Annotated in this window: 30 protein-coding genes and 1 riboswitch; of the genes, 2 read left to right on the forward strand and 28 right to left on the reverse strand. The window is 32.9% G+C overall.

Annotated elements, in window-relative coordinates:
* Nucleotides 1-2: 2 nt before the first annotated feature.
* The 5 genes from ACCQ40_RS00960 to ald all read right to left on the reverse strand — a co-directional run bounded on the left by ACCQ40_RS00960 (nucleotide 3) and on the right by ald (nucleotide 5,427).
* Nucleotides 3-710 carry a metal ABC transporter ATP-binding protein gene (locus tag ACCQ40_RS00960; protein ID WP_410032240.1) on the reverse strand — a complete coding sequence of 236 codons (708 nt, stop codon included), beginning with the start codon at nucleotides 708-710 and terminating at the stop codon, nucleotides 3-5.
* A gap of 6 nt (nucleotides 711-716) precedes the next feature.
* A complete protein-coding gene (locus ACCQ40_RS00965; RefSeq protein ID WP_410032241.1) occupies nucleotides 717-1,682 on the reverse strand; it encodes a metal ABC transporter solute-binding protein, Zn/Mn family in 966 nt (321 codons plus the stop codon).
* A 110-nt stretch (nucleotides 1,683-1,792) separates the two neighbouring features.
* A complete protein-coding gene (gene mnmL, locus ACCQ40_RS00970; protein WP_410032242.1) occupies nucleotides 1,793-2,716 on the reverse strand; it encodes a tRNA modification radical SAM protein MnmL/YtqA in 924 nt (307 codons plus the stop codon).
* Between the two features lie 14 nt (nucleotides 2,717-2,730).
* Nucleotides 2,731-4,206, reverse strand: coding sequence for an alanine/glycine:cation symporter family protein (locus tag ACCQ40_RS00975; RefSeq protein ID WP_410032243.1), 1,476 nt, complete (start codon nucleotides 4,204-4,206; stop codon nucleotides 2,731-2,733).
* Between the two features lie 108 nt (nucleotides 4,207-4,314).
* Nucleotides 4,315-5,427 carry an alanine dehydrogenase gene (ald, locus tag ACCQ40_RS00980; RefSeq protein WP_410032244.1) on the reverse strand — a complete coding sequence of 371 codons (1,113 nt, stop codon included), beginning with the start codon at nucleotides 5,425-5,427 and terminating at the stop codon, nucleotides 4,315-4,317.
* Between the two features lie 294 nt (nucleotides 5,428-5,721).
* On the opposite strand from ald, the gene ACCQ40_RS00985 reads away from it, so the two are divergent.
* Nucleotides 5,722-6,546, forward strand: coding sequence for a Cof-type HAD-IIB family hydrolase (locus ACCQ40_RS00985; protein WP_410032245.1), 825 nt, complete (start codon nucleotides 5,722-5,724; stop codon nucleotides 6,544-6,546).
* A 23-nt stretch (nucleotides 6,547-6,569) separates the two neighbouring features.
* Here ACCQ40_RS00985 and ACCQ40_RS00990 read toward each other — a convergent pair whose 3' ends face one another.
* The gene (locus ACCQ40_RS00990) at nucleotides 6,570-7,103 is read right to left on the reverse strand and encodes a hypothetical protein (protein ID WP_410032246.1); all 534 of its coding nucleotides are present in this window, start codon (nucleotides 7,101-7,103) and stop codon (nucleotides 6,570-6,572) included.
* A gap of 102 nt (nucleotides 7,104-7,205) precedes the next feature.
* On the opposite strand from ACCQ40_RS00990, the gene ACCQ40_RS00995 reads away from it, so the two are divergent.
* Nucleotides 7,206-7,772, forward strand: a complete 567-nt coding sequence (locus tag ACCQ40_RS00995) for a DUF3783 domain-containing protein (protein ID WP_410032247.1) — start codon at nucleotides 7,206-7,208, stop codon at nucleotides 7,770-7,772.
* A gap of 13 nt (nucleotides 7,773-7,785) precedes the next feature.
* On the opposite strand, the gene ACCQ40_RS01000 is transcribed toward ACCQ40_RS00995, so the two are convergent.
* The 22 genes from ACCQ40_RS01000 to rpmD form a co-directional block, all read right to left on the reverse strand.
* Nucleotides 7,786-8,964, reverse strand: coding sequence for a cation:proton antiporter (locus ACCQ40_RS01000; RefSeq protein ID WP_410032248.1), 1,179 nt, complete (start codon nucleotides 8,962-8,964; stop codon nucleotides 7,786-7,788).
* Nucleotides 8,965-9,009: 45 nt separating this feature from the next.
* A riboswitch (Fluoride riboswitch) is annotated at nucleotides 9,010-9,081 on the reverse strand.
* 394 nt (nucleotides 9,082-9,475) lie between these two features.
* On the reverse strand, nucleotides 9,476-10,063 hold the full coding sequence (locus ACCQ40_RS01005; RefSeq protein WP_410032249.1) for a ribonuclease H1 domain-containing protein: 588 nt from the start codon (nucleotides 10,061-10,063) through the stop codon (nucleotides 9,476-9,478).
* Nucleotides 10,060-11,511: an alpha-amylase gene (locus ACCQ40_RS01010; RefSeq protein ID WP_410032250.1), complete on the reverse strand. Its 1,452-nt coding sequence runs from the start codon at nucleotides 11,509-11,511 to the stop codon at nucleotides 10,060-10,062. The genes ACCQ40_RS01005 and ACCQ40_RS01010 overlap by 4 nt, the downstream gene beginning before the upstream one ends.
* 8 nt (nucleotides 11,512-11,519) lie before the next feature.
* The gene (gene deoC / locus ACCQ40_RS01015) at nucleotides 11,520-12,152 is read right to left on the reverse strand and encodes a deoxyribose-phosphate aldolase (protein ID WP_410032251.1); all 633 of its coding nucleotides are present in this window, start codon (nucleotides 12,150-12,152) and stop codon (nucleotides 11,520-11,522) included.
* A complete protein-coding gene (locus ACCQ40_RS01020) occupies nucleotides 12,153-13,247 on the reverse strand; it encodes a SpoIIE family protein phosphatase (protein ID WP_394019751.1) in 1,095 nt (364 codons plus the stop codon).
* A 253-nt stretch (nucleotides 13,248-13,500) separates the two neighbouring features.
* Complete coding sequence (locus ACCQ40_RS01025; protein WP_410032252.1) at nucleotides 13,501-14,127, reverse strand: PTS transporter subunit EIIC; 627 nt, start codon at nucleotides 14,125-14,127, stop codon at nucleotides 13,501-13,503.
* A 2-nt stretch (nucleotides 14,128-14,129) separates the two neighbouring features.
* Nucleotides 14,130-14,969 (reverse strand): PTS transporter subunit EIIC, encoded by an 840-nt coding sequence (locus tag ACCQ40_RS01030; RefSeq protein ID WP_410032253.1) that lies wholly within the window; start codon nucleotides 14,967-14,969, stop codon nucleotides 14,130-14,132.
* On the reverse strand, nucleotides 14,970-15,845 hold the full coding sequence (gene murQ, locus ACCQ40_RS01035; RefSeq protein WP_410023718.1) for an N-acetylmuramic acid 6-phosphate etherase: 876 nt from the start codon (nucleotides 15,843-15,845) through the stop codon (nucleotides 14,970-14,972).
* Complete coding sequence (locus tag ACCQ40_RS01040; protein WP_410032254.1) at nucleotides 15,826-16,815, reverse strand: MupG family TIM beta-alpha barrel fold protein; 990 nt, start codon at nucleotides 16,813-16,815, stop codon at nucleotides 15,826-15,828. The genes murQ and ACCQ40_RS01040 overlap by 20 nt, the downstream gene beginning before the upstream one ends.
* Entirely contained in the window at nucleotides 16,816-17,661 is an 846-nt protein-coding gene (locus ACCQ40_RS01045) for a MurR/RpiR family transcriptional regulator (RefSeq protein ID WP_410032255.1), read from the reverse strand.
* A gap of 87 nt (nucleotides 17,662-17,748) precedes the next feature.
* Entirely contained in the window at nucleotides 17,749-18,390 is a 642-nt protein-coding gene (locus ACCQ40_RS01050; protein ID WP_410032256.1) for an HAD family hydrolase, read from the reverse strand.
* Between the two features lie 154 nt (nucleotides 18,391-18,544).
* Nucleotides 18,545-18,886 carry a 50S ribosomal protein L17 gene (gene rplQ / locus ACCQ40_RS01055; RefSeq protein ID WP_410032257.1) on the reverse strand — a complete coding sequence of 114 codons (342 nt, stop codon included), beginning with the start codon at nucleotides 18,884-18,886 and terminating at the stop codon, nucleotides 18,545-18,547.
* Between the two features lie 9 nt (nucleotides 18,887-18,895).
* On the reverse strand, nucleotides 18,896-19,852 hold the full coding sequence (locus ACCQ40_RS01060) for a DNA-directed RNA polymerase subunit alpha (RefSeq protein WP_410032258.1): 957 nt from the start codon (nucleotides 19,850-19,852) through the stop codon (nucleotides 18,896-18,898).
* Between the two features lie 34 nt (nucleotides 19,853-19,886).
* Nucleotides 19,887-20,480, reverse strand: a complete 594-nt coding sequence (gene rpsD / locus ACCQ40_RS01065; protein ID WP_410032259.1) for a 30S ribosomal protein S4 — start codon at nucleotides 20,478-20,480, stop codon at nucleotides 19,887-19,889.
* Nucleotides 20,481-20,492: 12 nt separating this feature from the next.
* Nucleotides 20,493-20,888 carry a 30S ribosomal protein S11 gene (rpsK, locus tag ACCQ40_RS01070; protein ID WP_394010624.1) on the reverse strand — a complete coding sequence of 132 codons (396 nt, stop codon included), beginning with the start codon at nucleotides 20,886-20,888 and terminating at the stop codon, nucleotides 20,493-20,495.
* A gap of 9 nt (nucleotides 20,889-20,897) precedes the next feature.
* On the reverse strand, nucleotides 20,898-21,242 hold the full coding sequence (rpsM, locus tag ACCQ40_RS01075; protein ID WP_101539528.1) for a 30S ribosomal protein S13: 345 nt from the start codon (nucleotides 21,240-21,242) through the stop codon (nucleotides 20,898-20,900).
* 9 nt (nucleotides 21,243-21,251) lie between these two features.
* Nucleotides 21,252-21,365: a 50S ribosomal protein L36 gene (gene rpmJ / locus ACCQ40_RS01080; protein ID WP_101539529.1), complete on the reverse strand. Its 114-nt coding sequence runs from the start codon at nucleotides 21,363-21,365 to the stop codon at nucleotides 21,252-21,254.
* A 155-nt stretch (nucleotides 21,366-21,520) separates the two neighbouring features.
* A complete protein-coding gene (gene infA, locus ACCQ40_RS01085) occupies nucleotides 21,521-21,739 on the reverse strand; it encodes a translation initiation factor IF-1 (protein ID WP_394010625.1) in 219 nt (72 codons plus the stop codon).
* Between the two features lie 106 nt (nucleotides 21,740-21,845).
* Complete coding sequence (locus ACCQ40_RS01090) at nucleotides 21,846-22,499, reverse strand: adenylate kinase (protein ID WP_410032260.1); 654 nt, start codon at nucleotides 22,497-22,499, stop codon at nucleotides 21,846-21,848.
* 3 nt (nucleotides 22,500-22,502) lie between these two features.
* Nucleotides 22,503-23,777: a preprotein translocase subunit SecY gene (gene secY, locus ACCQ40_RS01095; RefSeq protein ID WP_394010627.1), complete on the reverse strand. Its 1,275-nt coding sequence runs from the start codon at nucleotides 23,775-23,777 to the stop codon at nucleotides 22,503-22,505.
* 11 nt (nucleotides 23,778-23,788) lie between these two features.
* Nucleotides 23,789-24,283: a 50S ribosomal protein L15 gene (gene rplO, locus ACCQ40_RS01100; RefSeq protein WP_394010628.1), complete on the reverse strand. Its 495-nt coding sequence runs from the start codon at nucleotides 24,281-24,283 to the stop codon at nucleotides 23,789-23,791.
* Between the two features lie 9 nt (nucleotides 24,284-24,292).
* Entirely contained in the window at nucleotides 24,293-24,475 is a 183-nt protein-coding gene (gene rpmD, locus ACCQ40_RS01105; RefSeq protein WP_203126109.1) for a 50S ribosomal protein L30, read from the reverse strand.
* Nucleotides 24,476-24,480 lie beyond the last annotated feature (5 nt).

Raw genomic sequence — 24,480 nt, forward strand, 5'->3', positions numbered from 1 at the left:
ATCTAACTCCTAAATCCCTTATCAATTTCATCTTTTATATTATCAATGTAAAGACTGCCAGAATATTTTATATCTTTGTTTAAAACCACCAAATTATCAAAGTACTTTTCTAGTGTATATATATTATGGTGGACTGCAAGGACAGTCTTTCCCATCTCTTGCATTTTTTTAAATTCATCAGCTATAATATCTTCAGTTTTTACATCTACTCCCGTTAGGGGTTCATCAAGGATATAAATAGCAGCATCTTGAGCTAAGGCTCTAGCCAAAAACACCCTTTGTTTTTGACCACCTGATAGATTTGAAATTTGTCTATTTTTTAAGTCTAAGATTCCCATTTCATTCAAAGCATCATTTACACAATCACGATCTTTTTTATCAGCTTTTGCGAATGATTTCATGTGGGGATATCTCCCCATCATAACTACATCATAAACACTTATTGGAAAGTCCCAATTTACAGAATCTTTTTGTGGAACATAGGCTACATTTTGCTTTGTGCTTTTTATGTCATTACCTAAAATCTTGACATCACCTTTTTCTTTTTTGATTAAGCCTAATATTGATTTTATAAAAGTGGATTTCCCAGCACCATTAGCTCCGATTATTGCAGTCCTAGATTGTAAGGGAATATCTAAGAACACATTATCTAATACTTTGTTTTTTCCGTAAGATACACTTAAATCTTTAACTTCTATCGCATTTCTCATAATTTCCTACTTTAGATTATCAACAATCAAATCTACATTGTGCTTATACATATCAATAAAATTATCTCCATTTTGTCCTTTTTCAGCTAATGAGTCAGAGAATAATTCTTTACCATCTCCTTGTACAACCTTTGTTTCAAATCCTTTTGATTTGACAATATCTGCTAGTTTTTCCATTCTTTCTGGATTGGTAGTAGATTCAGCAAAAATTGCTTTTATTTTTTTATCAGCTATAAATTGTGCAGTATCTTCCAAGTCTTTGTTTGAAACTTCTGATTCAGTTGTTATTCCTTGAGGGGCAATAACTGATATATTATATCTTCTTGAAAAGTAATTGAAAGCATCATGAGGAGTGACTAAATATTTGTCCCCATCTGGTAATTCATTGAGTCTTTCTGCAATATACTTATCTAAGTTATCAAGTTCTTTGATATATCTGTCATAATTCTCATCGATTAATTTAAGCATTTTATCATCCGATGCATAAAGTTCTTTTAATTTATTTGCAGTATTTGTAAATGCTTCTTTGTATAGATTAATATCAAACCAAAAATGTGGATCTGTTACTGTCCCCTCATCTTCTTCCATTTCACCTAATTTATTTTTATCAAAAGTTGACGCTACTGCATATCCTGAACTTTCAAGAGCATCCACCATTTTTCCTTCAAAATTTAAACCATGATATAAAACTAGATCAGCATCTGTAATTTTGTTATAATCTTCTGGCTTAGCCACATAAACATGTGGGTCTTCTCCCGCTGGGATTATCGTATCTACATTTGCCTTATCAGCTATTAGTTCATTTACCATATCAGCAATAAAAGTAGTTGTAGCTGTGATATTTTTCTTATTATCATCCTTACTTTCTACTTCATTTTTACTGACATTTTCAGTTTCGCTTACTTCTTTGTTAGCACTACATGCTGTAAAGCTTAGCAATGCAATCATAAATAATAATATTTTTTTGTACATTAAGCCCTCCTTAAATTATTTTAAGAGTATTATAATACTTTATTTCTAATTTGTAAAGTATTATTTTAGGTCCACCTAATTATTAAGCAAAAAAAGAAACTTATCTAGTTTTAGCTAAACAAGCCCCCTTGACTAAAATCTTCAGATTTCATAATCTTATCTATTGTCGTTAACACTGCTCCCTTGTTTTTTGACCATGCTGGGTAGGCTATATTTTCTTTTATTCCATCTCCGGTTAGCCTATTAATTACCACATCTGCTTTAAGATTTCTAAGCATTTCTACAACTATATTTGCATAATCATCCTTAGTCATATTGTATCTGATATTGTTTTTTTCGTAATAATATTTTAAATAGCTATCATTTTCTATATATAGGTTATGGATCTTGATTCCCCATAAGTCTTTTTTATTGATGTAGGAAATATTATTTAGAAAATCTTTTTCATCTTCGCCAGGCAGGCCTATTATAGTATGAGCTATGGTTTTTATACCAAGTTTATTTAGTTTATCTACTCCCTGGTCAAATATCTTGTGGTCATAACCTCTATTTATAAAATCTATAGTTTTTTCATTTACACTTTGCATGCCAAGTTCTACTGTAAGGTCTGTTTTTTGATTTAATTCATCAAGTAAGTCCAAAACATCATAAGGCAAGCAATCTGCCCTTGTTGCAATGGATAAGCCTACAACATCAGGTTCATTTATTGCTGTAAAAAACATTTCACGCATTTTTTCAACATCCCCGTAGGTATTGGTAAAGTTTTGAAAATAGGCTATATACCCTTCCTTGCGACTAATTTTAGATAAAATCTTTTTTTGGTAAGCAATTTGATTTTTGATATCTCCTGCTGACTTATAAGTCCATTCGCCTGCTCCATCATCTGAACAATAGATACACCCTTTAAAAGATAAACTCCCATCTCGATTGGGACAGGTAAAGCCGCCATCGAGTGGGAGTTTAATAATTTTTTTCTGATATTTAATTTTATAATAGGTATCCAAATCCCTATATCTTTTTTTATTAAGCTCCATAGGGAGATTGTACCCTAGTTATCGTCATAATCGTATGATTCGTAAACTTGGGTTTCTTTTACTTTTCTTCTGTTAAATACAGCTCCCCAGTGGTTATCAAAGGTCCAGTCGTAATTACCTAGTTTGCCTTTACCTTTGTAGTGTTTATTAAAGTCACGAACAAGCCATACTAATTGCTTTGAAAGTAGTATCAAACCTATAAAGTTTGGTATTACCATCAGAGCATTAGCCACATCTGAGATTGACCATACAAATTTAAGTCCACCTAGTGATCCGACAACAGAAAATATTATATAAACTAATCTATAGATGCTACGTACCGCTTTTGATTTGGTAATATAAGATATACATTTATCTCCATAATAGTACCAAGAAACAAGTGTTGTAAAAGCAAAGAACATTAGACCTATACTTACAAGCATTTCTCCACCAACTGGCAAGGCTTTTTCAAAGGCTGCCGCTGTTAATTTGTTAGCATCTATATTTGCATCTGTCCATAAACCTGAACAAATTACTACAAGAGCTGTCATTGTACAAATTAAAACTGATGATACAAATACTTCTACAGCTCCCCACATTCCTTGACGCACTGGGTGATCGGTATGGGCTGCTGCATGGGCCATAGGTGCTGATCCAAGACCTGCTTCATTAGAAAATATTCCACGAGCTAAACCATGACGGATAGTTATAAGAACTGTTGCTCCTGCAAACCCACCCACAGCTGCGGTTGGCTGAAAAGCATCTTTTACTATATATCCCAGAGTTGGAAGAAGTTCTTTCCTATAGATTACTAAAATAACTACAGTTGCACCTAGATATAAAACACTCATCAAAGGCACAATTTTTTCCGCAAAGGCCCCGATTCTTTTGATACCACCTATGATTATTACAATCATAAGAATCATAATGGCAATACCAATTATTCTAAGGTCTAGGCCTGTAAGTGTATGAATTGAGTTTGCCATAGCATTTGACTGGACTAGAGATCCAGTACCAAGGATAGCTATTGCTCCAAAGACAGAAAATAAAATTGCAAGCCATCTCATATTTAGACCATTTTCTAGATAGTACATAGGTCCACCTGAAAATTCGCCGTTTTCATCTTTTTCACGAGTAGCAACTGCAAGTGTAATTTCAGCAAATTTTGTAGTCATATTTACCAAAGCAGCAACCCATAACCAAAATATAGCACCAGGACCTCCTAGTTTAATAGCTGTGGCAACACCTACTATATTTCCTGCTCCTATAGTTCCCGCAAGGGCTGTAGATACAGCTTGAACTGGTGAAATCGATTTCTCATCTGCTTCAGTTGCTTCTGATTTTTCAAATAATCTACCAAATGTGTTTTTAAATATATAGCCAAAGTTTTTAAAAACCCAGGCTCGAGTCTTATAGATTAGAAATGATCCGCCTAAAAGCATGACTATAATCATAGGTATCCCCCATAGAAAGTCACTTAGCGAACCTACAAGTTCGATAAACGTTTTCATATATCCTCCAGTAAGATTTTGTTAATATATTATTTATATCTAATTAGCGCAAAAGACACGCGACATGCGTGTCCTTTGTTTGCTAATTATTAATTTTCATTAAATTTCTTATTTAAGTCCAAGGTCTTTGTATTCGTAACCAAGATCATCAGCCACACCTTCAAGTGTTACATATCCATCGTGTGTGTTGATTCCTGGGATTAGTTCTGGGAATTTCTTAGCCGCTTCTAAAGCTCCTAAGTTAGCGATTTGTACCCCGTATCTTGTTGTAGCATTTGATAATGCGTATGTTGCTGTAAGTGCTGCAGCTCCTGGCATGTTTGCTACTGAGTAGTGGATTACATCATGTTCTACAAATACTGGATCATCGTGTGTTGTTGGGTGACCTTTTGTAATATCTGTTGAACCACCTTGGTCGATTGCAACGTCTACGATTACTGAACCTGGTTCCATTTCTTCAACCATGTATTCTTTTACTAATTGTGGAGCTTTACGTCCTGGAATTAGTACTGTAGAAACTACTAGGTCAGCATCTTTAACAGCTTTTTCGATATTTAGTGGGTTTGAGTATTCAGTTTCAATTTTTGAACCGTGAATTTCTTCAAGTTTAGCAAGAGCTTCTACATTTACATCAAGAACTTTTACTCTAGCTCCCATACCTACGGCAATTTTTGTAGCTGCAGATCCTACTGTACCTGCACCGATAACTACAACGTATGCTGGTGCTACACCTGGTACGCCATTTAATAATTTACCTTTACCGCCGTTTGTTTTTAATAGGAATTTCGCACCTTCTTGAACAGCCATTCTACCAGCTACTTCACTCATTGGTTTTAGAAGTGGAAGTAAGCGACCTTTTTGAACTGTTTCAAAGGCAATACCTGTTACTTTTTTATCTACTAATTGTTTTGTTAGCTCTGGGTCAGCTGATAAGTGTAGGTATGTGTAGATTATTTGACCTTCTTTAAAGTATTTGTATTCGCTTTCAATTGGTTCTTTAACCTTATAAATCATTTCAGCCTTATCCCAAACTTCTTCAGCTGTATCTAGGATTGTTGCTCCAGCTTCTTTGTATTCTTCATCTGTAATACCAGAACCTAGGCCCGCTCCTTTTTGAACATAAACTTCGTGCTTGTTTTTTACAAACTCTGATACTGCTCCTGGTGTTGCAGAAACACGACTTTCATTGTTCTTAATTTCTGTAGGTACTCCAATAATCATAAATTCCTCCTATTGAATTTTCAAATAATATAGATACAAATCGCAATTACTTTACAACTATGTTTATTTTGTATCTTTAAGTACATTATAAATCGTTTGCAAATCGTTGTCAAACATTTATGATTAAAATAAATATTTAACATTTAATATGCGATTATTTAGTCATTATTAATTAATTTACCCAGTTTGGGAAAAAGTATTCATTTTATTTCATTTATTATAAATATTTGCTTATTTTTATATCATAAGTATTTTTACCTTTTACTAAAGTAGATAATATAATATAATAGCCTTATGATAAAACTAATAACCATTGACGTGGATGGAACTTTAGTTACACCACTAAAAAGACTAACAAAAACAAATATTACCGCTATAAAAAAGGCTAGAGATGCTGGTGTTCATATTGCCCTTGCTTCTGGTAGACCCTATTCAGGAATGAAGGATCTAGTTAATAAATTAAATTTAAATCAGGAGGGTAATTTTACTGTTTGCCAAAACGGATCTTATATTTTTGATAACTACACTCATGAGCCCATTTCAGGTACCTATCAAAACCCTATTGATTTAAAAATCTTAGATGATTTATTAAAAGATTTTGATGTGCAGATATCAGCAATGGATCATAAAAGTTTTTATACTAGACATGCCAAACCAAATATTTATACTAGAATAGATGCCAAAATCTCTAAACTTCCCTTACAAATCATTCATTATGATGATTTTAAAGAAGATAAGACTTTTGGTAGGATACTAATCATGGGCAAAAAAACTGAAATGGATAGACTTTATAAAAATATGCCTAAAGAGCTTACTGACAATTATTATGCTGTAAAAACCGCTCCATTTTTAATTGAGGTTATGAACAAAAACACTAACAAAGGCTATGCTATAAGAGCGATGGCCAAAGACCTTGGAATTATCCAAGATGAAATAATGAGTATAGGCAATGAAAGAAATGATATTCCTATGCTTGAACAAGCAGGTTTTGCTGTTGCTATGGCCAATGCCGTTCCAGAACTTAAAGTTCATGCTGATTTCATAACTAAAAGTAATCTCAAATCAGGAGTAGGTTATGCTATTGAAAAACTTTTATCCAATAACCTAGAGATATATTAAAAAAACTGCAAGATAGCTTGCAGTTATTTTTTTAATGAGCCTTTATTCTCATCTTTTTGATATTCAGCTAATTCTCTTTCTTTTGAGATTTCGTAGCTTGCTTTTTTCTTTTCACTTTCTAGTCTTCTTATAATAGTTTGAATAGTGCGTTTAGATTTTGTAAGATCAAATTCTTTTAAACGCATATTTGTTCTAACTGCAATATCAGAAGCCTTACCCTCCACAGAAGAAAATTCACTCATTTTGCTTGGTAGAGAAATTTTATTTGCTAGTCTTTCATCAAATAATAATAAGTTTGCATGAAAGTCTAATAAGGCTTGTTGGGCACGATCTACATTATTATTTACCGCACTTACTTTGTTACCTCTTAAAAAGTTTCCAAAGAAATTGCCTCTAAGTAGTCCGTGGGATGGATAATCATATTTACCATCTATTTTCTTTTCTGCTCTTTGTAATTGACTTTCAACATCCTTTGCTTGTCTTAGTAAATTTTCTATTTGTTTTAATTTTAATTTATAATCTTCTCTATCGTATAGATTTGTTGTCATAATAGCCATAGCTCCTCCGTAATGCTCTCTTATTTTTATTACTTATACCCAAAAGCCCAGTTTGTTTATCATTTAAATGATAAGTATAGTTATTATAAAAAGTGAGGTATTATGGCAAAAGTTTTATTATATAATGTAGATGAAAATTATGATATGGAAAAATTTGAACTTCTTGCACTGAGAAATAGCGTTAAAATTGTCCGTGCAGAAAAAGAAGATATAGACCAATATGTAGGATATCTAGTAGGCCATGAAGGTTATGAAAAAAGAGATGAAAAGCTTGAAGATGATCCAAGTCTAGATTTTCCTTTTATCCTCTTTGAAAATTTTGATCGCGACCAATTATTTGCTTTCTTAGATGAAATGAGACAAGCTGGTCTAGCTATCCAACACAAGGCTGGGGAAACAGAAAATAATATCAAATGGACTTTAAGAGAACTTTTAACCGAAAATGACCGTGAAGGTAAAATGATGGGTCTTATCCACAGAATAAACGGACTTGTAGAACGCGCATCAGATTTAAAAGATCAATACGGTGAAGATGAAAAGCTTGCAAATTTAATAGATGAAATGCAAGCCTACTTTGATGATTCAAGTTTATTTGAACTAGAAGTTGCTCAAAATTATTATTTAAAATTAGCTGATGAAGTAAAAAGAGTAGAAGAAAAAAATAATTAAGAGTTAGCATATGCTAACTCTTTTTTAATAGCTTTTTATAAGTTTTATCAGTAAGTATCGCGCCAAGAGGTGCTGTAAGTAAAATAGCTATTACAGATACAGATAAGATTAGATTACCACTATCAAGGCCCATTTGCAGGGCCACAGGACCTATAGCCGCTTGAACAGTTGCCTTTGGTAAGTAAGCAAAGGAAGTAAATAGCCTTTCATTTTTATTTAAGTTAGTTTTTATCAAAGAAATATTTACACCAATCATTCTAAAAATAAGGCCAATTAATATTAAAATTACAGCTAAAAATCCAGCTTCTCTTACATAGGCCAAGTCAACCGAAATACCTACAAGGACAAATAAAAATAATTCAAAAACTTTCCATAATCTGTTATAAGAATCTAGTAAATTGGTGGCAAGTTTGGTATTTTTTCTATTAACAGTAATTCCTGCTGTCATAATTGATATGAGGGCAGATAAAGCTATATATTTTTCTATTACATTTTGTAATCTAAGCATTAAAAATGAAATTCCAATAAAAATCATAGCTTTATATATATCATTAACTTTAATTTTCTCAAAAACAATAGCTAATATCTTTCCCGCAACTATTCCTAGTAATATTCCAGTAATTATAGAAATAGGTATGTTTAAAAAGCTCATAGCAGAAAGGGTTCCACCTGTTCTAAGGGCCAAAAATGATGAGAAAAATACAATTACAAAAACATCATCTACGCTTGCTCCAGCTAAAATCATCTCAGGAATATTTTTATCCGCTCCGTATCCCTCATCAATTAATTTTATCATGCGAGGTACTACAATAGCAGGACTTACAGCAGCAAGAACTGCGGCCATAATGCCAGCATCTATTGTATCGATAGGAAAAAATCTCTTAGCAAAAATTATAATTCCAAGCATTTCTATACTAGCCGGTACAAAACTTAGCAGAATAGCAGGACGCCCTACTTTTTTTAGTTTATCAAAATTTAAAGCAAGACCTGCACGAGTTAAAATGGTAACCAAAGCAATTTGCCTTAAATCAGTAGACAAATTTATAATATCATCACTTACAAAATTTAATTGATTAGGGCTGATAATAATACCTGCAATAAGCATACCAATAATAGGAGCCAGACCAATTTTTTCAAAAATATAGGCCATAAAGATACCAAAAATAAAAATAATAGCAATGTCAGTTAACATAACCTCTCCTTTTAATAAATTGTAATAAAAAAGCTGACAACCCCTGCAAAAGCAGAAGTCATCAGCATTTAGCGGTTTTGAATTGATTCAAGGAAGCACTTCATTTCCTTTATTTAGTATACTTCTAGGTTGAGATTGTGCAATATAGTCTGGTGGCAAGGTTTAAGAATGTCTGACTCATAGATAGATCTCTCGACTATGCTCGAGATGACAACAAAGGTAAATCCTTTGTAATAGTTTTATTGTCTAATATACAATTTTAAAGAATATTATCATCAATTAATTTCATTCTCCACATTGTCATTCCGACTAGGTAAATATCCATTGATTTTGAATATTTACACCGATAAGTAGAACAGTAGTGCGGATAGCTTTAAAAAGCGATTATCGCAAGAGCCATAAGGCTTTGGAATGGAGAAATCTTTCTTAAAATCAAGTTTTCATTAAAACTTATTTTGATTGTATAGTTTTACTACGTAATAACAATTAAAAAAGGTGGATTTTCTTACCTTTATTCTCCTATACCACAAGCTTGCTTAGCCAAGCCATCTGCTCTATCATTATATTCATCATTAGAATGGCCTTTTACTTTTACAAAGTCTATCTCTATATTTTTTCTAGCATCTTCGATAAACTTTTTATATGCTTTAGTCAAATCGTTATTTGCTTTCCATTCACCTGTTGCCCAAGAAGATATGCCTTGGTAGTCATGGTAGATTACTATTTGGCTTTTTTCATCTTCTATGGCCTTTGCTATGGCTAGTTCGCTTGCTTTTACTTCTCCTGCAACATTTCTGTGAGTGTAGTACTCATCATCGAAGGACTTCATTAGTTCTAACTCATCTCCTTCTGTTATGTAAACCACTCCTGCCCCGTATACCTTTAGTTTCTGATTATAAGACCCATCTACATAGGCTATTACTGCGTTTTTGCCTATTTCTATTTCATCTTTTATTCCTGTCATAAATTCATTGGCTTCTTCTAGGGTCTTAAAAGATTTATAAATAGCGCCGCTATAGCCTTTTACTTCTTCTAAACAAGAATCCCAGGATGTGTATATCCCAGGATTTCTGCCTTTTTTTACTGCGTAATATTTCATAGTGTTTCTTTGTTTGCCCAATAAGTAACCTCACCTGGACCAACTGTAAATACTCCGTTTCCTTCATCATCGATTATTATATCTTCATTTTTACCTGAAAGATCAACGTAGGTTGCTCCTGCTTCAGATTCTCCCACATGCATTTGTTTTTCTGCCATATCTCTAATAGAAATTAAAACTGCTAATGGTTTATGGTCTTCATCCCCACGTCTTACCCAGCCAATTACTGCTGGGTCATCAAAATAATCATCTTGTTCGCCATAATTATAATTTTTACGAACTTTTATCATATTATTTATCATCTCATCAAGGGAATCTGTTTTTACTGGCCCACAAAGTCCATAATAATCTCCAGCAAATACACATGGGTAGCCATCTTTTCTAAATAAAATTAAGGCATAGGCTATTTCTTTAAACCATTCTTCTACCCACGATTCTAAACCTTGGCCTGGTTGGCTATCGTGATTATCTACAAAAGTTACTGCTTGCTCTGGGAAATCTTTTACGATTGTATTATCAAATATTTTTCTCATATCGTAATTGCCCATAGACTTGCTGGCTTCTTCCATATGAAAATGTAAAGGGACATCAAATAAATCTACTTGGTAAGATGTGGACTTTAAATATTCTGCCATAGCCTCTTTAGAATATTGCCAAAATTCTCCAAATAAATAAAAATTATCAATGCCACGCTCATCAGTTATATGGCATGATAAATCACGGATAAATTCTTCTGATATATGTTTTAAGGCATCGTAACGAAAACCATCTACCTTAGTTTCATCTATAAACCAATCTGCCCATTTAAATAATTCTTCGCGTACCTCTGGGTGTTTGTGGTCTATATCATTATTCATAAGATAATCAAAATTACCTTTTTCATTGGAAACATCATCATCCCAGTATTTACCTTCTCCAACTATTCTATAAACTGCTGAGGTTTCTGATAAGGCATCGTAATCTACACCTGTAAAATGGTACCAATGCCACTGCATATTAGAATATTTGCCATCTCTGCCAGGAAATGTGAAATGAGTCCATGCTTCTATATCGGTTTCTTCACCCACCTCATTATTACGGTTATTTTGATCTACCATTATGGCTTTAAATTTTTCTTTTTCATCACCATTGCCTTTATGGTTTAAAACCACATCAGCATAGCATTTTATTCCTGCCTCATGTAGGGCGTCTATGGCCTCGTGGAGTTCTTCTTTGCTTCCGTATTTGGTTCTTATAGTTCCTTTTTGGTCAAATTCTCCCAAATCCCATAGGTCATAGGCCCCGTATCCTACATCCATATCAGATCCACCCTTAGTCATTGGTGGTAACCATAGAGCATCTATACCATTTTCTTTTAATTTCTGTGCGTTTTTAGTTAAATTTTTATAAAAACTGCCATCGGCTGGGGTATCCCACTCAAAGGACTGCATCATTACTTCATTTGCCATAAATTTACCTATTTACAAATATCTATAGACTTGCTAGCACCTATTCTTGTTGCACCATTTTCTACCATTTCTAGGGCTTCTTCTTTAGAATGAATACCACCACTTGCTTTTACTCCTATATCTGGTCCTACAGTTTTTCTCATAAGGGCAATATCTTCTGCTGTTGCTCCTCCAGTTGAAAATCCTGTTGATGTTTTTACAAATTCTGCGCCAGCTTCGACTGCAAGCTCACAAGCCTTTACGATTTCTTCTTCTGTTAACAAACAAGTTTCGATAATTACTTTTAAAATATTAGATCCACAAGCTTCTTTTACTGCCTTGATATCTTCTAGGACATAGTCATAGTCTCCTTCTTTTAGGCGACCTATTTCTATAACCATGTCAATCTCACTTGCTCCATCTTCTATAGCACATTTTGTTTCATAGGCCTTAGCACGAGTTGCCATTGCTCCTAGTGGAAAACCTACTACTGTTGCTATAGTTACTTGGTCATTGTATTCTTTGATAAATTTTACAAAAGATGAGTTTACACACACACTAAAAAAGTCGTGTTCAATTGCTTCATCTACTAATTTTTTTATATCTTCTGTTGTTGCATCAGCCTTTAAATTTGTATGATCAATTAATCTATTTAATTGCATTTAATTCTCCTTATAAGAAATCATAGCTAGGGTAATGTCATCTTGTTGCTCACCCCAGGTAAAGTCATCTATCTCTTTATAAACCTTATTTAAATCTTTATGGTTGCTAAAAGAATCTTCTAATCTTTGCAAACCAAATTCATTTTTATTTTCATCAGTAGCTTCTATAGCTCCATCTGTGAAAAATAATATTTTATCACCATGTTCAACTATAGTACTAAGTTCGTTATATACATCTGGCTCTATTATATTTGAAATCATTCTGCCATTTGCATGCAAGTACTCACATTCTCCAGATTTTTTCTTATATATCATAGGTGGGCAATTATGACCAGCATTTGAATAAGTTAAAGAATGATCTTTAAAATCAAATATACCCAGCCAAGCCGTAAAATACTGAGATGAATCCATTTCTAACTCATAAAATCTTTTGCGCAATTTTAAAAGAGCTTCAGAAGGTGAAAAGTCTGGATATTTATCAAAAATTGAAAAAATAGATACTTTTATGAACATAGTCATTATAGAAGATTTTACCCCATGTCCCATAACATCAGCTATGTAGAAAGCATATTTATCATCATCTATTTTTACTATATCATATAGGTCTCCAGAAACATTTTCACTAGGATTATAAATACCTGATAAATCTATATTTCCATAAACCCTATCCTTAGGTAGGATAGATGATTGAACTTTTCTTACAAATCTTATATCATCAAGCATCGACCTATTAGCATCAAAAAGTTCAATTTTCATCATAGTTTCGCGAGTAATGTCTCGAAATACTTCTATAATGCCCCTATAGCTATCATCTATAAATATAGGAGAGGCTTTGATGCTGTAATATTTATTAGAAATTAATTTTTCTTCGACAACGGTTGTATCTCTTATAGCTTCATTTTCGGAAGTTAAATTTAGGGGTAGATTTTCATTTAGATATATCTCTAAATCTGGAGACTTCGCTTTGGCTTCTCTTAAAGATTGGTTAATGAAAATATTTTTTCCATCAGGGCCCACGATGCGCACCCAATCATCCATTGAATTGAATATTGTGAAATTTGATTCGTTTAGTTTATCCTCGAGTGCTTTTCCCATATAATCCGTTCCTTTTTTGAAAATCTAAATTACTTATTAATAACTATATCATTTTATTATTTAATTGGCAAATATTTTCACTAGTTGCAAAGCTTGAAATTTTAACGTTTATTTGCAATATTTTATATGATAGGAAACCTGAATTTATCCTTTATTGTAAAATCTTTAATATCAAAAGATTACTTATTTTCGACAAAAAATAGAGCTTAAGATAAAGATATCCTTATCTTAAACTCTTTTATAAGCAAATTTATTATTCAAAATCAAATTTACTAGACCCATCTAAGACTGCACCATTTACATATTTTTCATCTATACCAAAGAAATATGTGCAAACAAAACCTCCGATATAGCCAGCTATTAATCCTAAAATATAACCTAGCCATTTATTATTATAAATTAATGGTATAAGTGCAAGTCCTGATGGGCCAATGGCTGTTGATCCTACACCACCAATTGCTCCGATTACTGCTCCACCGATTCCACCGCCTATGCAAGCTGTAATAAAAGCTTTGCCCATAGGTAGGGTTAGAGCATAAATAAGTGGTTCACCAATTCCTAAAAATCCTACAGGAAGTCCACCTTTGGCAATGGTTGTAATTTGTTTGTTTTTTCTACATTTTACAAGGATTGCTAGGGCAGCCCCTACTTGACCAGCACCAGCCATAGCAAGGATTGGTAAAAGATATGTTGCTCCTTGTTGTTCTATCATTGCAACATGGATTGGTGTTAAAATTTGGTGTAAACCAAGCATAACCATTGGTAGGAATAAAGCTCCTAGTATAAATCCTGAAATAGCTCCACCAAGATTGATTACTCCATCAATAAATCCTATTAGAGCATTTGAAATAAGACCTGCAAATGGCATTATTATAAACATGGTCAAAAGTCCCCTGCAAGTAATGAAAGCATTGGTACCAAAATAATATCAAAAGAATCTGGAATTACTCTGTGTAGGGCATTTTCAATTTTACTTAGTAAATAAACTGAAATTAAAACTCCTATTACCCCACCTTGTCCTGCTGCTAGCGGTGTGCCTAAAAATATGTTGTTTATTGGCATATCTGGATTCATTCCTGCTAGATAAACCATACCACCAACTACACCACCGAGTCCTTCATTAGCTCCAAATACCTTTGCAGCATTAATTCCTATAAAAATATTTAGATAAGCATATAGGCCGCCTTTCATTACATTTAATACTTGGATTAAATTTGTAACATTATCTCCACTAATTGTACCTGCAGTTAGCATATTTGATAAAACAGATGCTATTCCACCAATAAGACCTGCTCCAACAAATGCTGGGATAAGTGGTACAAATATGGAGGCTATGGCTGCTGTAAATTTCTTAAATCCACTTTGTTTTTGTTTTGACTTATATGCTTCTTTATTCTCTTTTGTAGTTCTTTCTAATCTTTCTTTGTCAGTTTCGTAAGTTTGACCTTCACTTTTTCCTATTTCTTCAGATAATTTTGTATTAGAAATTTCTGCCATAGCTTTGGCAACCTTTTCACTTTTACCAGGTCCTAATACTACTTGGATTTGATCTCCGCTAACTACACCCATTACTCCTTCACGGGTTTTTATTTTTTCATAGTCTACTTTGCTATCATCTCTTACTTTTACTCTGACCCTTGTCATACAATTAATAACTTCGATAAGGTTGCTATCGCCCCCAAAGTCATCGATTAATAATTTTGCTAAATTATTATTGTCCATTTATAAATCCTCTCTTATAAATCCTTTATTTTTCTCCAAGATTTCACTTGCCTTTTCATAGTCTACATCTTTTGTAGCCATGATTATAGCTAATTTTACATTATTATCAGCTTCTTTTAGTAACTTATTTGATTTTTCATAATCACATCCACTTATTTCGCTGATAATTTTTGTAGCCCTATCTACCAGTTTTTCATTTGTAGGTCTAACATCTACCATTAGATTATCATAAACTTTTCCTATTTTTATCATGGCAGTTGTAGTAATCATATTTAAAACTAGTTTGGTTGCTGTACCTGCTTTCATACGAGTAGAGCCACTTAAAACTTCTGCTCCTGTTTTAATTTCTATTGGAAAATCAGCATAGGAAGAAATTTTTGCATTTTCATTGCAGGCTATAGATCCTGTCTTTGCACCAATTTTTCTAGCATATTCTATGGCTCCTATGGAATATGGGGTTCTTCCACTAGCAGCAATACCTATTACAAAATCGTTTGCTGTAAGTCCTTCTTTTTCTAAATCAATCCTAGCCGCATCTGTTGAGTCTTCTGCATTTTCAATAGGATTTCTTAAGGCATCATCACCGCCAGCTATAAGACCTGTTACCATTTTTGGATCTACAGAAAAAGTTGGTACTGTTTCTGATGCATCTAAAACTCCTAGTCTACCGCTAGTGCCAGCTCCTAGATAAAATAACCTGCCACCGTTATCAAATGTTTTTATAACTTCATTAACCAAAGGCTCTATTTGGTCCATAGCTTCATTTACTTTTATAGCTATTTGTTGATCCTCTTGATTAATAATTTCTAGGATTTCTCTGCTAGTTTTCAAATCTAAATCATAGCTATTTGGATTTCTATCTTCTGTAGAACTCAATTTTATCTCCTCCTCTTATATAATCAATTATATTTTCATAATTTTTATCAATCCTGCCGATTATATTTCTCTCTTGGCTTATATTTAAGTCTTTTTTTATTATTTCAATCTCTCCAGCATATCGTCCTGAAAGATCATTTAAAATTACAACATCTCCGCGTTTTATCATTTGAGGATTTGAAGGTGTAATTTCTTTTTTATCTCTTTCATTTCTTATAAGATAATCACTTATATCTGGCCTTACCTTTATGCCATCTAGATTCTTATACTCATCTTTAAAGGTAGCTGGTAAAGTTAGAATATTTTGTTTTGCAAACTTTATAATATATTCTTTATCAGCATTTAGGGTATCTTCTGCCAATAAAATTAAATCCAAGTCAAATTTTCTTTGTAATTTTACAAAAACTTGGTAGGGATTTTTATACCTATCTTTCTCTAGAGTTGGCAATCCCTTATAAACCGGTCCGCGCAATTGTCCATTGCCTGGAACAAAGGCACCAACTTTCATACAAAAATCTTTTATCATTTTATTTTGACTTATAAAAAAATCTTCAGCTAAGCCACTATATTCTAGAGGATAGTAGTTGTGAATTGCTGTTATTTTTTCTAAGTTTACATTTGATTCTTTTAGTCCCTTTAAAAAACTTAGCGTAACTGTTGAGGCATTTATAGCTAAGTCAGTTTTTTTAGAAAGTTTTGCTATTTCTTCAAAAGAAAAACCAAAATCTAACCTAAGTATAAGATCCATTTCTAAAAGTTTTGGATAAGTTTTTAAAGTTTCATTATTTATATCGACACAAATTCTAATATTATTTGCTGAACACAACTCATAAAGTTTTAAAAATTCTTTATAGCTTTCATCACTTGCTGGATAGTGTAAAGAGGTGAAAACTAAGTCAAAATCTTTATTATTGTCTATAATTTTCTTAAAATCATTTTTTTCTTCAAAATATAATGAAAATCCAATCATTTATTTATCCTTTAACGTGCTTGTAAGCTCTTTTGAAGCTTTCATATTTTTTAAAACTAGGTCCATATTATTTGCTACATAGCTATAATAGAGTATATCTGTGATAATTTGAGATGAAAATCGAGATGATACAGCACCAAATCTCATTTCTTTCTCAATGGCTGGTATAAGCAAAACTTCATCAGAAGATCTAGCCAGAAGACTATTTATAGATTTTGTTATACTAATAACTGTAGCTCCTACTTTTTTTGCAAAGTCTACAGATAATAAGATTTCCTTGGTAATACCTGAATAGCTAATGCATACCAAGACATCTTCTTTTTTTATATTTGTCAAAAGAGCCATATTAGTATGAGCATCTTTTTGGTAGAAAGCACTCTTTCCAGCTCTTTGAAGCTTATATAAAAAATCCTCACATACAAGGCCTGAGCTTCCAACACCTGCTAGATAAATGGAATTGTTTTTATTAATTATATTGCAAGCATTATACAAAACTTCTGTATCTAATAGGGCATAAGTCTTATCAACAGCTGTCAAAACATTGCTTTTGCTCTTTTCTATTATCTGACTGATGCTATCACCTGATGCAATAACTTCATCTTTTAAAAACTCATTATCAACTTCCAGACTTTTTGCAACATCTACTTTTAAATCGACATATCCCTTATAGCCAATTTTTTTTACAAATCTAATTATGGCAGACTGGGATGTATTGATATTTTCAGCTAATTTTAAGGTATTGCTACTAACAATTTCTTGTGGGTGATTTATAATATAATCTGCAATTTTTTTATCAGAAGGAGTAAACTCACTTTTTGATTGATTAATTTTTATTAAATAATCCATACTCACCTCATTGATGAAAAGCTTTTCTTACCCTTATTATATATTATTAAATAAAAATTTCAACATACTCATCTTAATTTTGAATATTTATTTTATTATTTCTATTACCTCATTTAAATCAGATGCTTCACTGTCAGCATCAAAGTCTTTATCAAAGTTTGAATCATGTATTATAATATAGTCCATACCACTTGCTTTTGCAGCTTTGTATCCGTTGTAAGAATCTTCTAAGATGAGGGCTTCTTCCTTTTTGTATCCAGCTTTGGTTAAAGCTTCTAAAAATATATCTGGATGTGGTTTACCATTTTTAATTTCGTGACCTGATACAATAAATTTAAAGTAATGGTCTATATTTTGATTTTTCAATAGATATGAAATTTTTTCACGAGAACTTGATGATGCTACAACAGCTTCTATATTATTTTCTTTTAAAAATTCTAATAAATTTATTAATCCTACTTTCTTTAAATCACCTTTAAAGTTTAAAAAATATTCTCTCCTATATTGTTCCAAGTTTTCACGTAATTCTTTTGCTTTTTGGTCACTTCCTAGTTCCCTGGCCAGAATATTTCTTATGGTTGGCCCATTCATACCAGCGAGTAATTTTCTTTTTTCATTGTTGTATTCAAAACCATATTCTTCGCTAAATTTAAACCAAGATTCATAGTAGAACTTCTCAGTATCTAGCATAAGTCCATCCATATCAAATATTACTAATTTATATTTCAATGTTTCCTCCTTTTGCTATTCCCTAGATTTTTTACCCTAAAATTTGCAAACAAAAAAGCACCTTTGTGCACACGCAAAGATGCTAGAAGTTTTTATAAAATTTATTAATCATTTAAACTTATTTTAGTTGTCTAGTACTTATAAGGGCTTATCATTAAACAAGTTCTAAGATAGCTATTTCTGAACCGTCTCCTCTTCTTGGACCCATTTTAAGTACTCTTGTGTAACCACCGTTACGTTCTTCATATTCTGGTGCTATTTCATCAAATAGTCTTTGAACTGTAGATGGTTTATAAATGTAGGCTGCTGCTTGTCTTCTTGCTTGAAGTGATCCATCTTTGCCAAGTGTGATCATTTTTTCAGCCATTTTTTGTGTTTCTTTTGCTCTGGTAACTGTAGTTTCAATTCTACCGTTATCGAATAAAGAAGTCACTTGGTTTCTTAGCATGGCATTTCTATGGTCAGTTCTTCTGCCAAGTTTTCTTTTATTAGCCATTTTTACCTCCTATTCGTCTTTAAGACTTAGTCCCATATCATGAACTTTGTCTTTTACTTCTTCTAATGATTTTTTACCAAAATTCTTGATTGTTTTTAGTTCTGCTTCAGATTTTTCAACTATATCACCAACTGTATCAAAACCTGCTCTTTTTAGGCAGTTAAATGAACGTAGGGATAGGTCCATTTCTTCGATAGTTTTTTCAAGCATTTGGTCTGTATTATCTTCAACAACTTCTTCTACTTCTTCTACTCTGTCTTCTTCTTCAACAAAAGAAACATTTGGTAGGTCTTTAAAGTACTTAAAGTCATTTATAAGTACATTTGCTCCTTCTGATAGAGCCTCTTGTGGTGATATGGTTCCGTTTGTCCATACTTCTATGATTAATTTATCAAAGTCAGTAGCTTCTCCTACTCTTGTGTTTTCTACATAGTAGTTTACTTTTTCTACTGGTGTAAATGATGAATCAATCGCAATTGTACCTATTGGATCTGAGTCAGATTTATTTTGGTCTGCTAATTGGTATCCCTTGCCGTTTGTAACTTCAAGTGAGATAGATAGATTTGCTTTATCATTTACTGTTGCAATGTAATGATCTGGGTTTGCAATTTCAATGGAGCTATCTTTGCTTATATCCTTAGCTGTTACTATTTTAGGTCCTTCAATTTCTAAAAATAGGGTAACATCTTCATCACCATGTTTTTTGACATCTAGACCTTTTATATTTAATATTATTTCAGGAACGTCTTCTACTACTCCATCTATAGTGGAAAATTCATGAAGGACTCCTTCGATAAGAATTTTTGAGACGCTAGAACCAGGTAAGGATGAAAGTAGCACCCTTCTCATACTGTTTCCAATGGTTGTACCATAGCCTCGTTCGAGTGGATATAGGGCAAACTTGCCGTAATGATCGCCTTCGTTTATATCGAGTATTTCTATATTTGTATCTAATTTTTCGATCATGGTAACTCCTTAGTTCTAACTTTTTAGTTCTTAATTATTTAGAGTAGAACTCTACGATCATACGTTCTTCTACTGGGATATCAATTTCTTCTCTTGTTGGAAGTCTATCAATAGTTACTTTTAAGTTTTCTAAATCAGAACTCATCCAATCAACTACTCCAAATGTAGCATTTGTTTCTTTGATAGTTTTGAATAATTCTTTGTTTCTTGATTTTTCACGTACTTCTATTACATCGCCAACTTCTACTAAGTATGATGGGATGTCTACTTGTTTACCATTTACTAATAAGTGTCCGTGAGTTACAATTTGTCTTGCTTCTCTTCTTGTTCTTGCAAGGCCTGATCTAAATGCAATATTATCAAGTCTTCTTTCGCAAAGAACGATTAATTGTTCACCTGTTTGTCCTGGTAATTTAGTAGCTTTTTCATAGTAGCTTCTAAATTGTTTTTCGCTCATACCATAGATGAATTTAGCTTTTTGTTTTTCTCTTTGTTGCATACCGTAATCTGACATTTTTCCACGTCTTTGTGGTAATTGTCTTTTTGATTCACCTGTGTAACCTAGGTATGCTGGAGAAATTCCTAAAGCTCTTGCTCTTTTGTAAACTGGATCTTTTGATACTGCCATAATTTCTCCTTATTAAACTCTTCTTCTTTTTGGTGGTCTACATCCATTGTGAGGAATTGGTGTAACATCTTTAATCATTGTTACTTCAAGTCCTGCAGCTTGTAAGCTTCTGATAGCTGATTCACGTCCGCTACCTGGTCCTTTTACGTATACTTCTACTGTTTTTAGACCTTGGTCAATAGCTTTTTTTGCAGCTGTTTCTGCTGCTTCTTGTGCTGCAAATGGTGTAGATTTTCTGCTTCCTCTAAATCCTAATTGACCAGCTGAAGCCCATGATAATGCATTTCCTTGCATATCAGTGATTGTTACCATTGTATTGTTAAATGTTGAGTTAATGTGAGCTTGGCCACGTTCAACATTTTTTTTGACTCTTCTTCTTTTAGAAGTGTTTTTGCCTCTAGTTGCCATTTATTCTCCTTAACCCCTTCTACCTTTTCTGGTTCTTGCGTTGTTCTTTGTGTTTTGTCCTCTTACTGGTAGGCCTGCTTTGTGTCTATTTCCTCTATATGAGTTGATTTCACGTAGTGCTCTAATGTTCATAGATGTTTCACGACGTAAATCACCTTCGATTGTATAGTTGTTTAATTGTTCACGTATTTGACCTAGTTCTTCTTCAGTAAGATCTTTCATTTTTGTATCAGGGTTGATTCCTGTGTTTTTTAATATTTCGTTAGCAGTTGCACGACCGATACCGTAAATATAAGTAAGGCCTATTTCTGCTCTTTTTTCTCTAGGTAAATCTATACCAGCTAATCTTGGCATTAAACCCTCCTAACCTTGTCTTTGTTTATGTTTTGGATTATCGCAAATTACCATTACTTTACCGTTTCTTTTGATAATTTTGCATTTATCGCACATTTTTTTAACTGATGCTCTGACTTTCATTTATTTCTCCTTGTCTTTATTCGACTTCTTTTTAATCCCCGTAGGGTTAATCCTCTCGAAGTCCTTTTCAAGGCCTTCTCGCTTAGTTTTTCGGACTCACTCTGTTCGTCTCGAAAATGAAAAATCTTTATGATTTTTCACCCAAGATGATGGGACTATTTCCTTCTCCAAGTAATTCTTCCTTGGCTAAGGTCATATGGAGATAGTTCTACTGTAACTTTATCTCCTTCTAGTATTCTTATGCTGTTCATACGTAGTTTACCGGATAGATGGGCTTGGATTTCGTGTCCATTATCTAGTTCTACTTTAAATATTGCATTTGGGAGTACTTCTTTTACTACTCCTGTAACTTCTATAGCATCTTTTTTTGACATATATAGAACCTCCTTATCTTATCTAATATGTCCTTAAATGTTGATCTCTTTTATAAGACATATTGGCCTAAAGAGATTCTTTATTTTCTCTTATTTTAACCATAAACTAGTTAAGTTCTCCTAATTTATCGTTAAATTCTTCAAATATTTTATCAACAGTTTGGGTGCCGTTAATACTCTTTAATATACCTTTTTTTGTGTAATAATCAATGAGTACGGCGGTTTGTTCATTGTAAACATCGATTCTATTTTTAACTGTTTCTAGTTCATCGTCTTTTCTGTGGATTAGTTGTGTACCGCATTTATCACAGATACCTTCCACTTTTGGAGGATGGTTTTCTATATGATAAGTTGCTCCACATTCTGGACATACACGTCTACCTGTTGTTCTTTTAATAAGTGTATCATAGTCTACATCAAAGTAGATTACACCATCAATTTTTTGATTTCTCTCTTCCATTCCATTATCAAGCGCTTTGGCTTGATTTAATGTTCTTGGGAAACCATCAAATAATACAAGTAGATCATCTTCTTCTAGTTTATCAAAATAATCCCAGAGTAGGTCGATGGTTACTTCATCTGGAACAAGCTCTCCCTTGTCCATATATCCTTTTGCTTTTACTCCTAGAGGAGTTTCATTTTTGATATTATATCTAAAAATGTCTCCTGTAGAAATTTGAACTGCATTTAAGTTTTCTAAAATTTTTTTTGAAAGTGTACCCTTACCTGCTCCTGGGGGTCCTAACAATATAATATTCATCTTTTACCTATTTAAAAACCCTTTGTATTGTTTCATTGTCATCATTGCTTCTAGTTGTTTAATTGTTTCTATTATTACTCCTACTACGATGATTACTGATGAACCACCAAATGATAGGGATAGTCCTAATAGTTTTGATGCAATAGCTGGAATGATTGTTAATAGAGCTAATGCAATTGATCCTATAAATGTTATTCTTGTTGCAACTTTTCCTAGATACTCACTAGTTGGTTTTCCTGGTCTAATACCTGGGATAAATCCACCGTTTTGTTGCAATTGTTTTGCATATTCTACAGTGTTAAATTGAATTTGATTGTAGAAGTAGGCAAATATTAGGATTAATGCTGATTGGATTAGTAAGTATAGGATAAAGCCTCCAGTTGTATTTTGGAAGAAGTTTGTTATCCCACTTTCTCCACCATTTCCAAAGAAAAGACTAATAGTTGATGGTATGGCTAGTACTGCTGATGCAAATACTATTGGCATTACTCCACCCATGTTTACTTTTACTGGGATGTGAGTAGATTGACCACCATACATCTTACGTCCTACAACTCTTTTAGCATATTGGACTGGTATTTTTCTTTCACCTTCAGATATTAGCACTACTGCCATTACTATTAAGATTATTAATATAACCATAATTATAATTGGTAGATAGCTTACTAGTCCGTAACGAACTTGATCTTGCCATCTTGATATGGTTTTTGGAAATGATGCTATAATACCCATAAAGATTAAAAGGCTTGTACCATTACCAATACCTTTTTCTGTTATGGTTTCACCCATCCAAGTTACAAACATTGTTCCTCCGATGAGGATTACATTCATAACGAATTTTTGGAATGTTGTTGCATTAGATAATGCTGCTCCATACAAACCATTTGTTACAGCTACAGCTTGGAATATTGCAAGAACTATTGTCAAATATCTAGTATATTTTTGTATTTGTTTACGTCCTTGCTCACCTTCACGAGTCAACTCTTCTAGTCTTGGTATTACAACTGTTAAAAGTTGCATTACGATACTAGATGTAATGTAAGGCTGTACCCCTAGGGCAAAGATTGAAAGGGTTGATAGTCCACCACCTGTTAACATGTTTAGGTAGTCAACTAAGGTTCCTTCCACAGATGAGTAAGCATTTCTAAGAGTTTCTTGATCAATAAATGGTATTGGAATATTATTTCCTAATCTGTATATTACAAGCATTAGGATAGTAAACCAAAACTTTTTCCTAATCTCTGGCTCTCTTGATGCTTTTCTTATTGTTTCTAGCATTGCTCACCTTCTTAGTTTTCTTCAGTAGTTTCTTTCTTAGATGGTTTTACCCATTTTTTAACTTCTATTTCTTCTATTGATCCACCAGCTGCTTCGATTTTTTCGCGAGCAGATGCTGTGAATTTGTGAGCTTTTACTGTAAGTTTTGATGTAAGTTCTCCATCACCAAGGATTTTAACTCCATCTTTTGCTTTGTTTTTATTTAATAATTTGTTTTCAAATAGTAATTCTGGTGTTACTTCTGTACCATCTTCAAAAGCATTTAATGTTTCAACATTGATAACTTCGTATTGTTTTTTGTTGATATTTTTAAATCCTCTTTTTGGAAGACGTCTGTATAGTGGCATTTGTCCACCTTCGAAACCTGGTCTTACGCCACCGCCTGATCTAGAGTTTTGACCATCTTGACCACGACCTGCGCGTGTACCATTTCCAGAACCTGGACCTCTACCTTTTCTTTTTCTCTTTTTTAGAGGCTCATTAGGTTGTAATTCATGTAATTTCATCTTACACTCCTAGTTTAATTCTTTTACTTCTAGCATAAATGGAATTTTATTAATCATTCCTCTTACTGCTGGATTATCTTCTTTTACAACGCTTTGGCCGATTTTTTTAAGTCCAAGGGCTTTAGCTGTTGCAATTTGATCATCTTTTCTACCGATAAAAGATCTTTTAAGTTTGATTTCTAATTGTGCCATACTCT

The sequence above is a fragment of the Anaerococcus cruorum genome (assembly GCF_046365495.1).
Lineage (GTDB): Bacteria > Bacillota > Clostridia > Tissierellales > Peptoniphilaceae > Anaerococcus > Anaerococcus cruorum.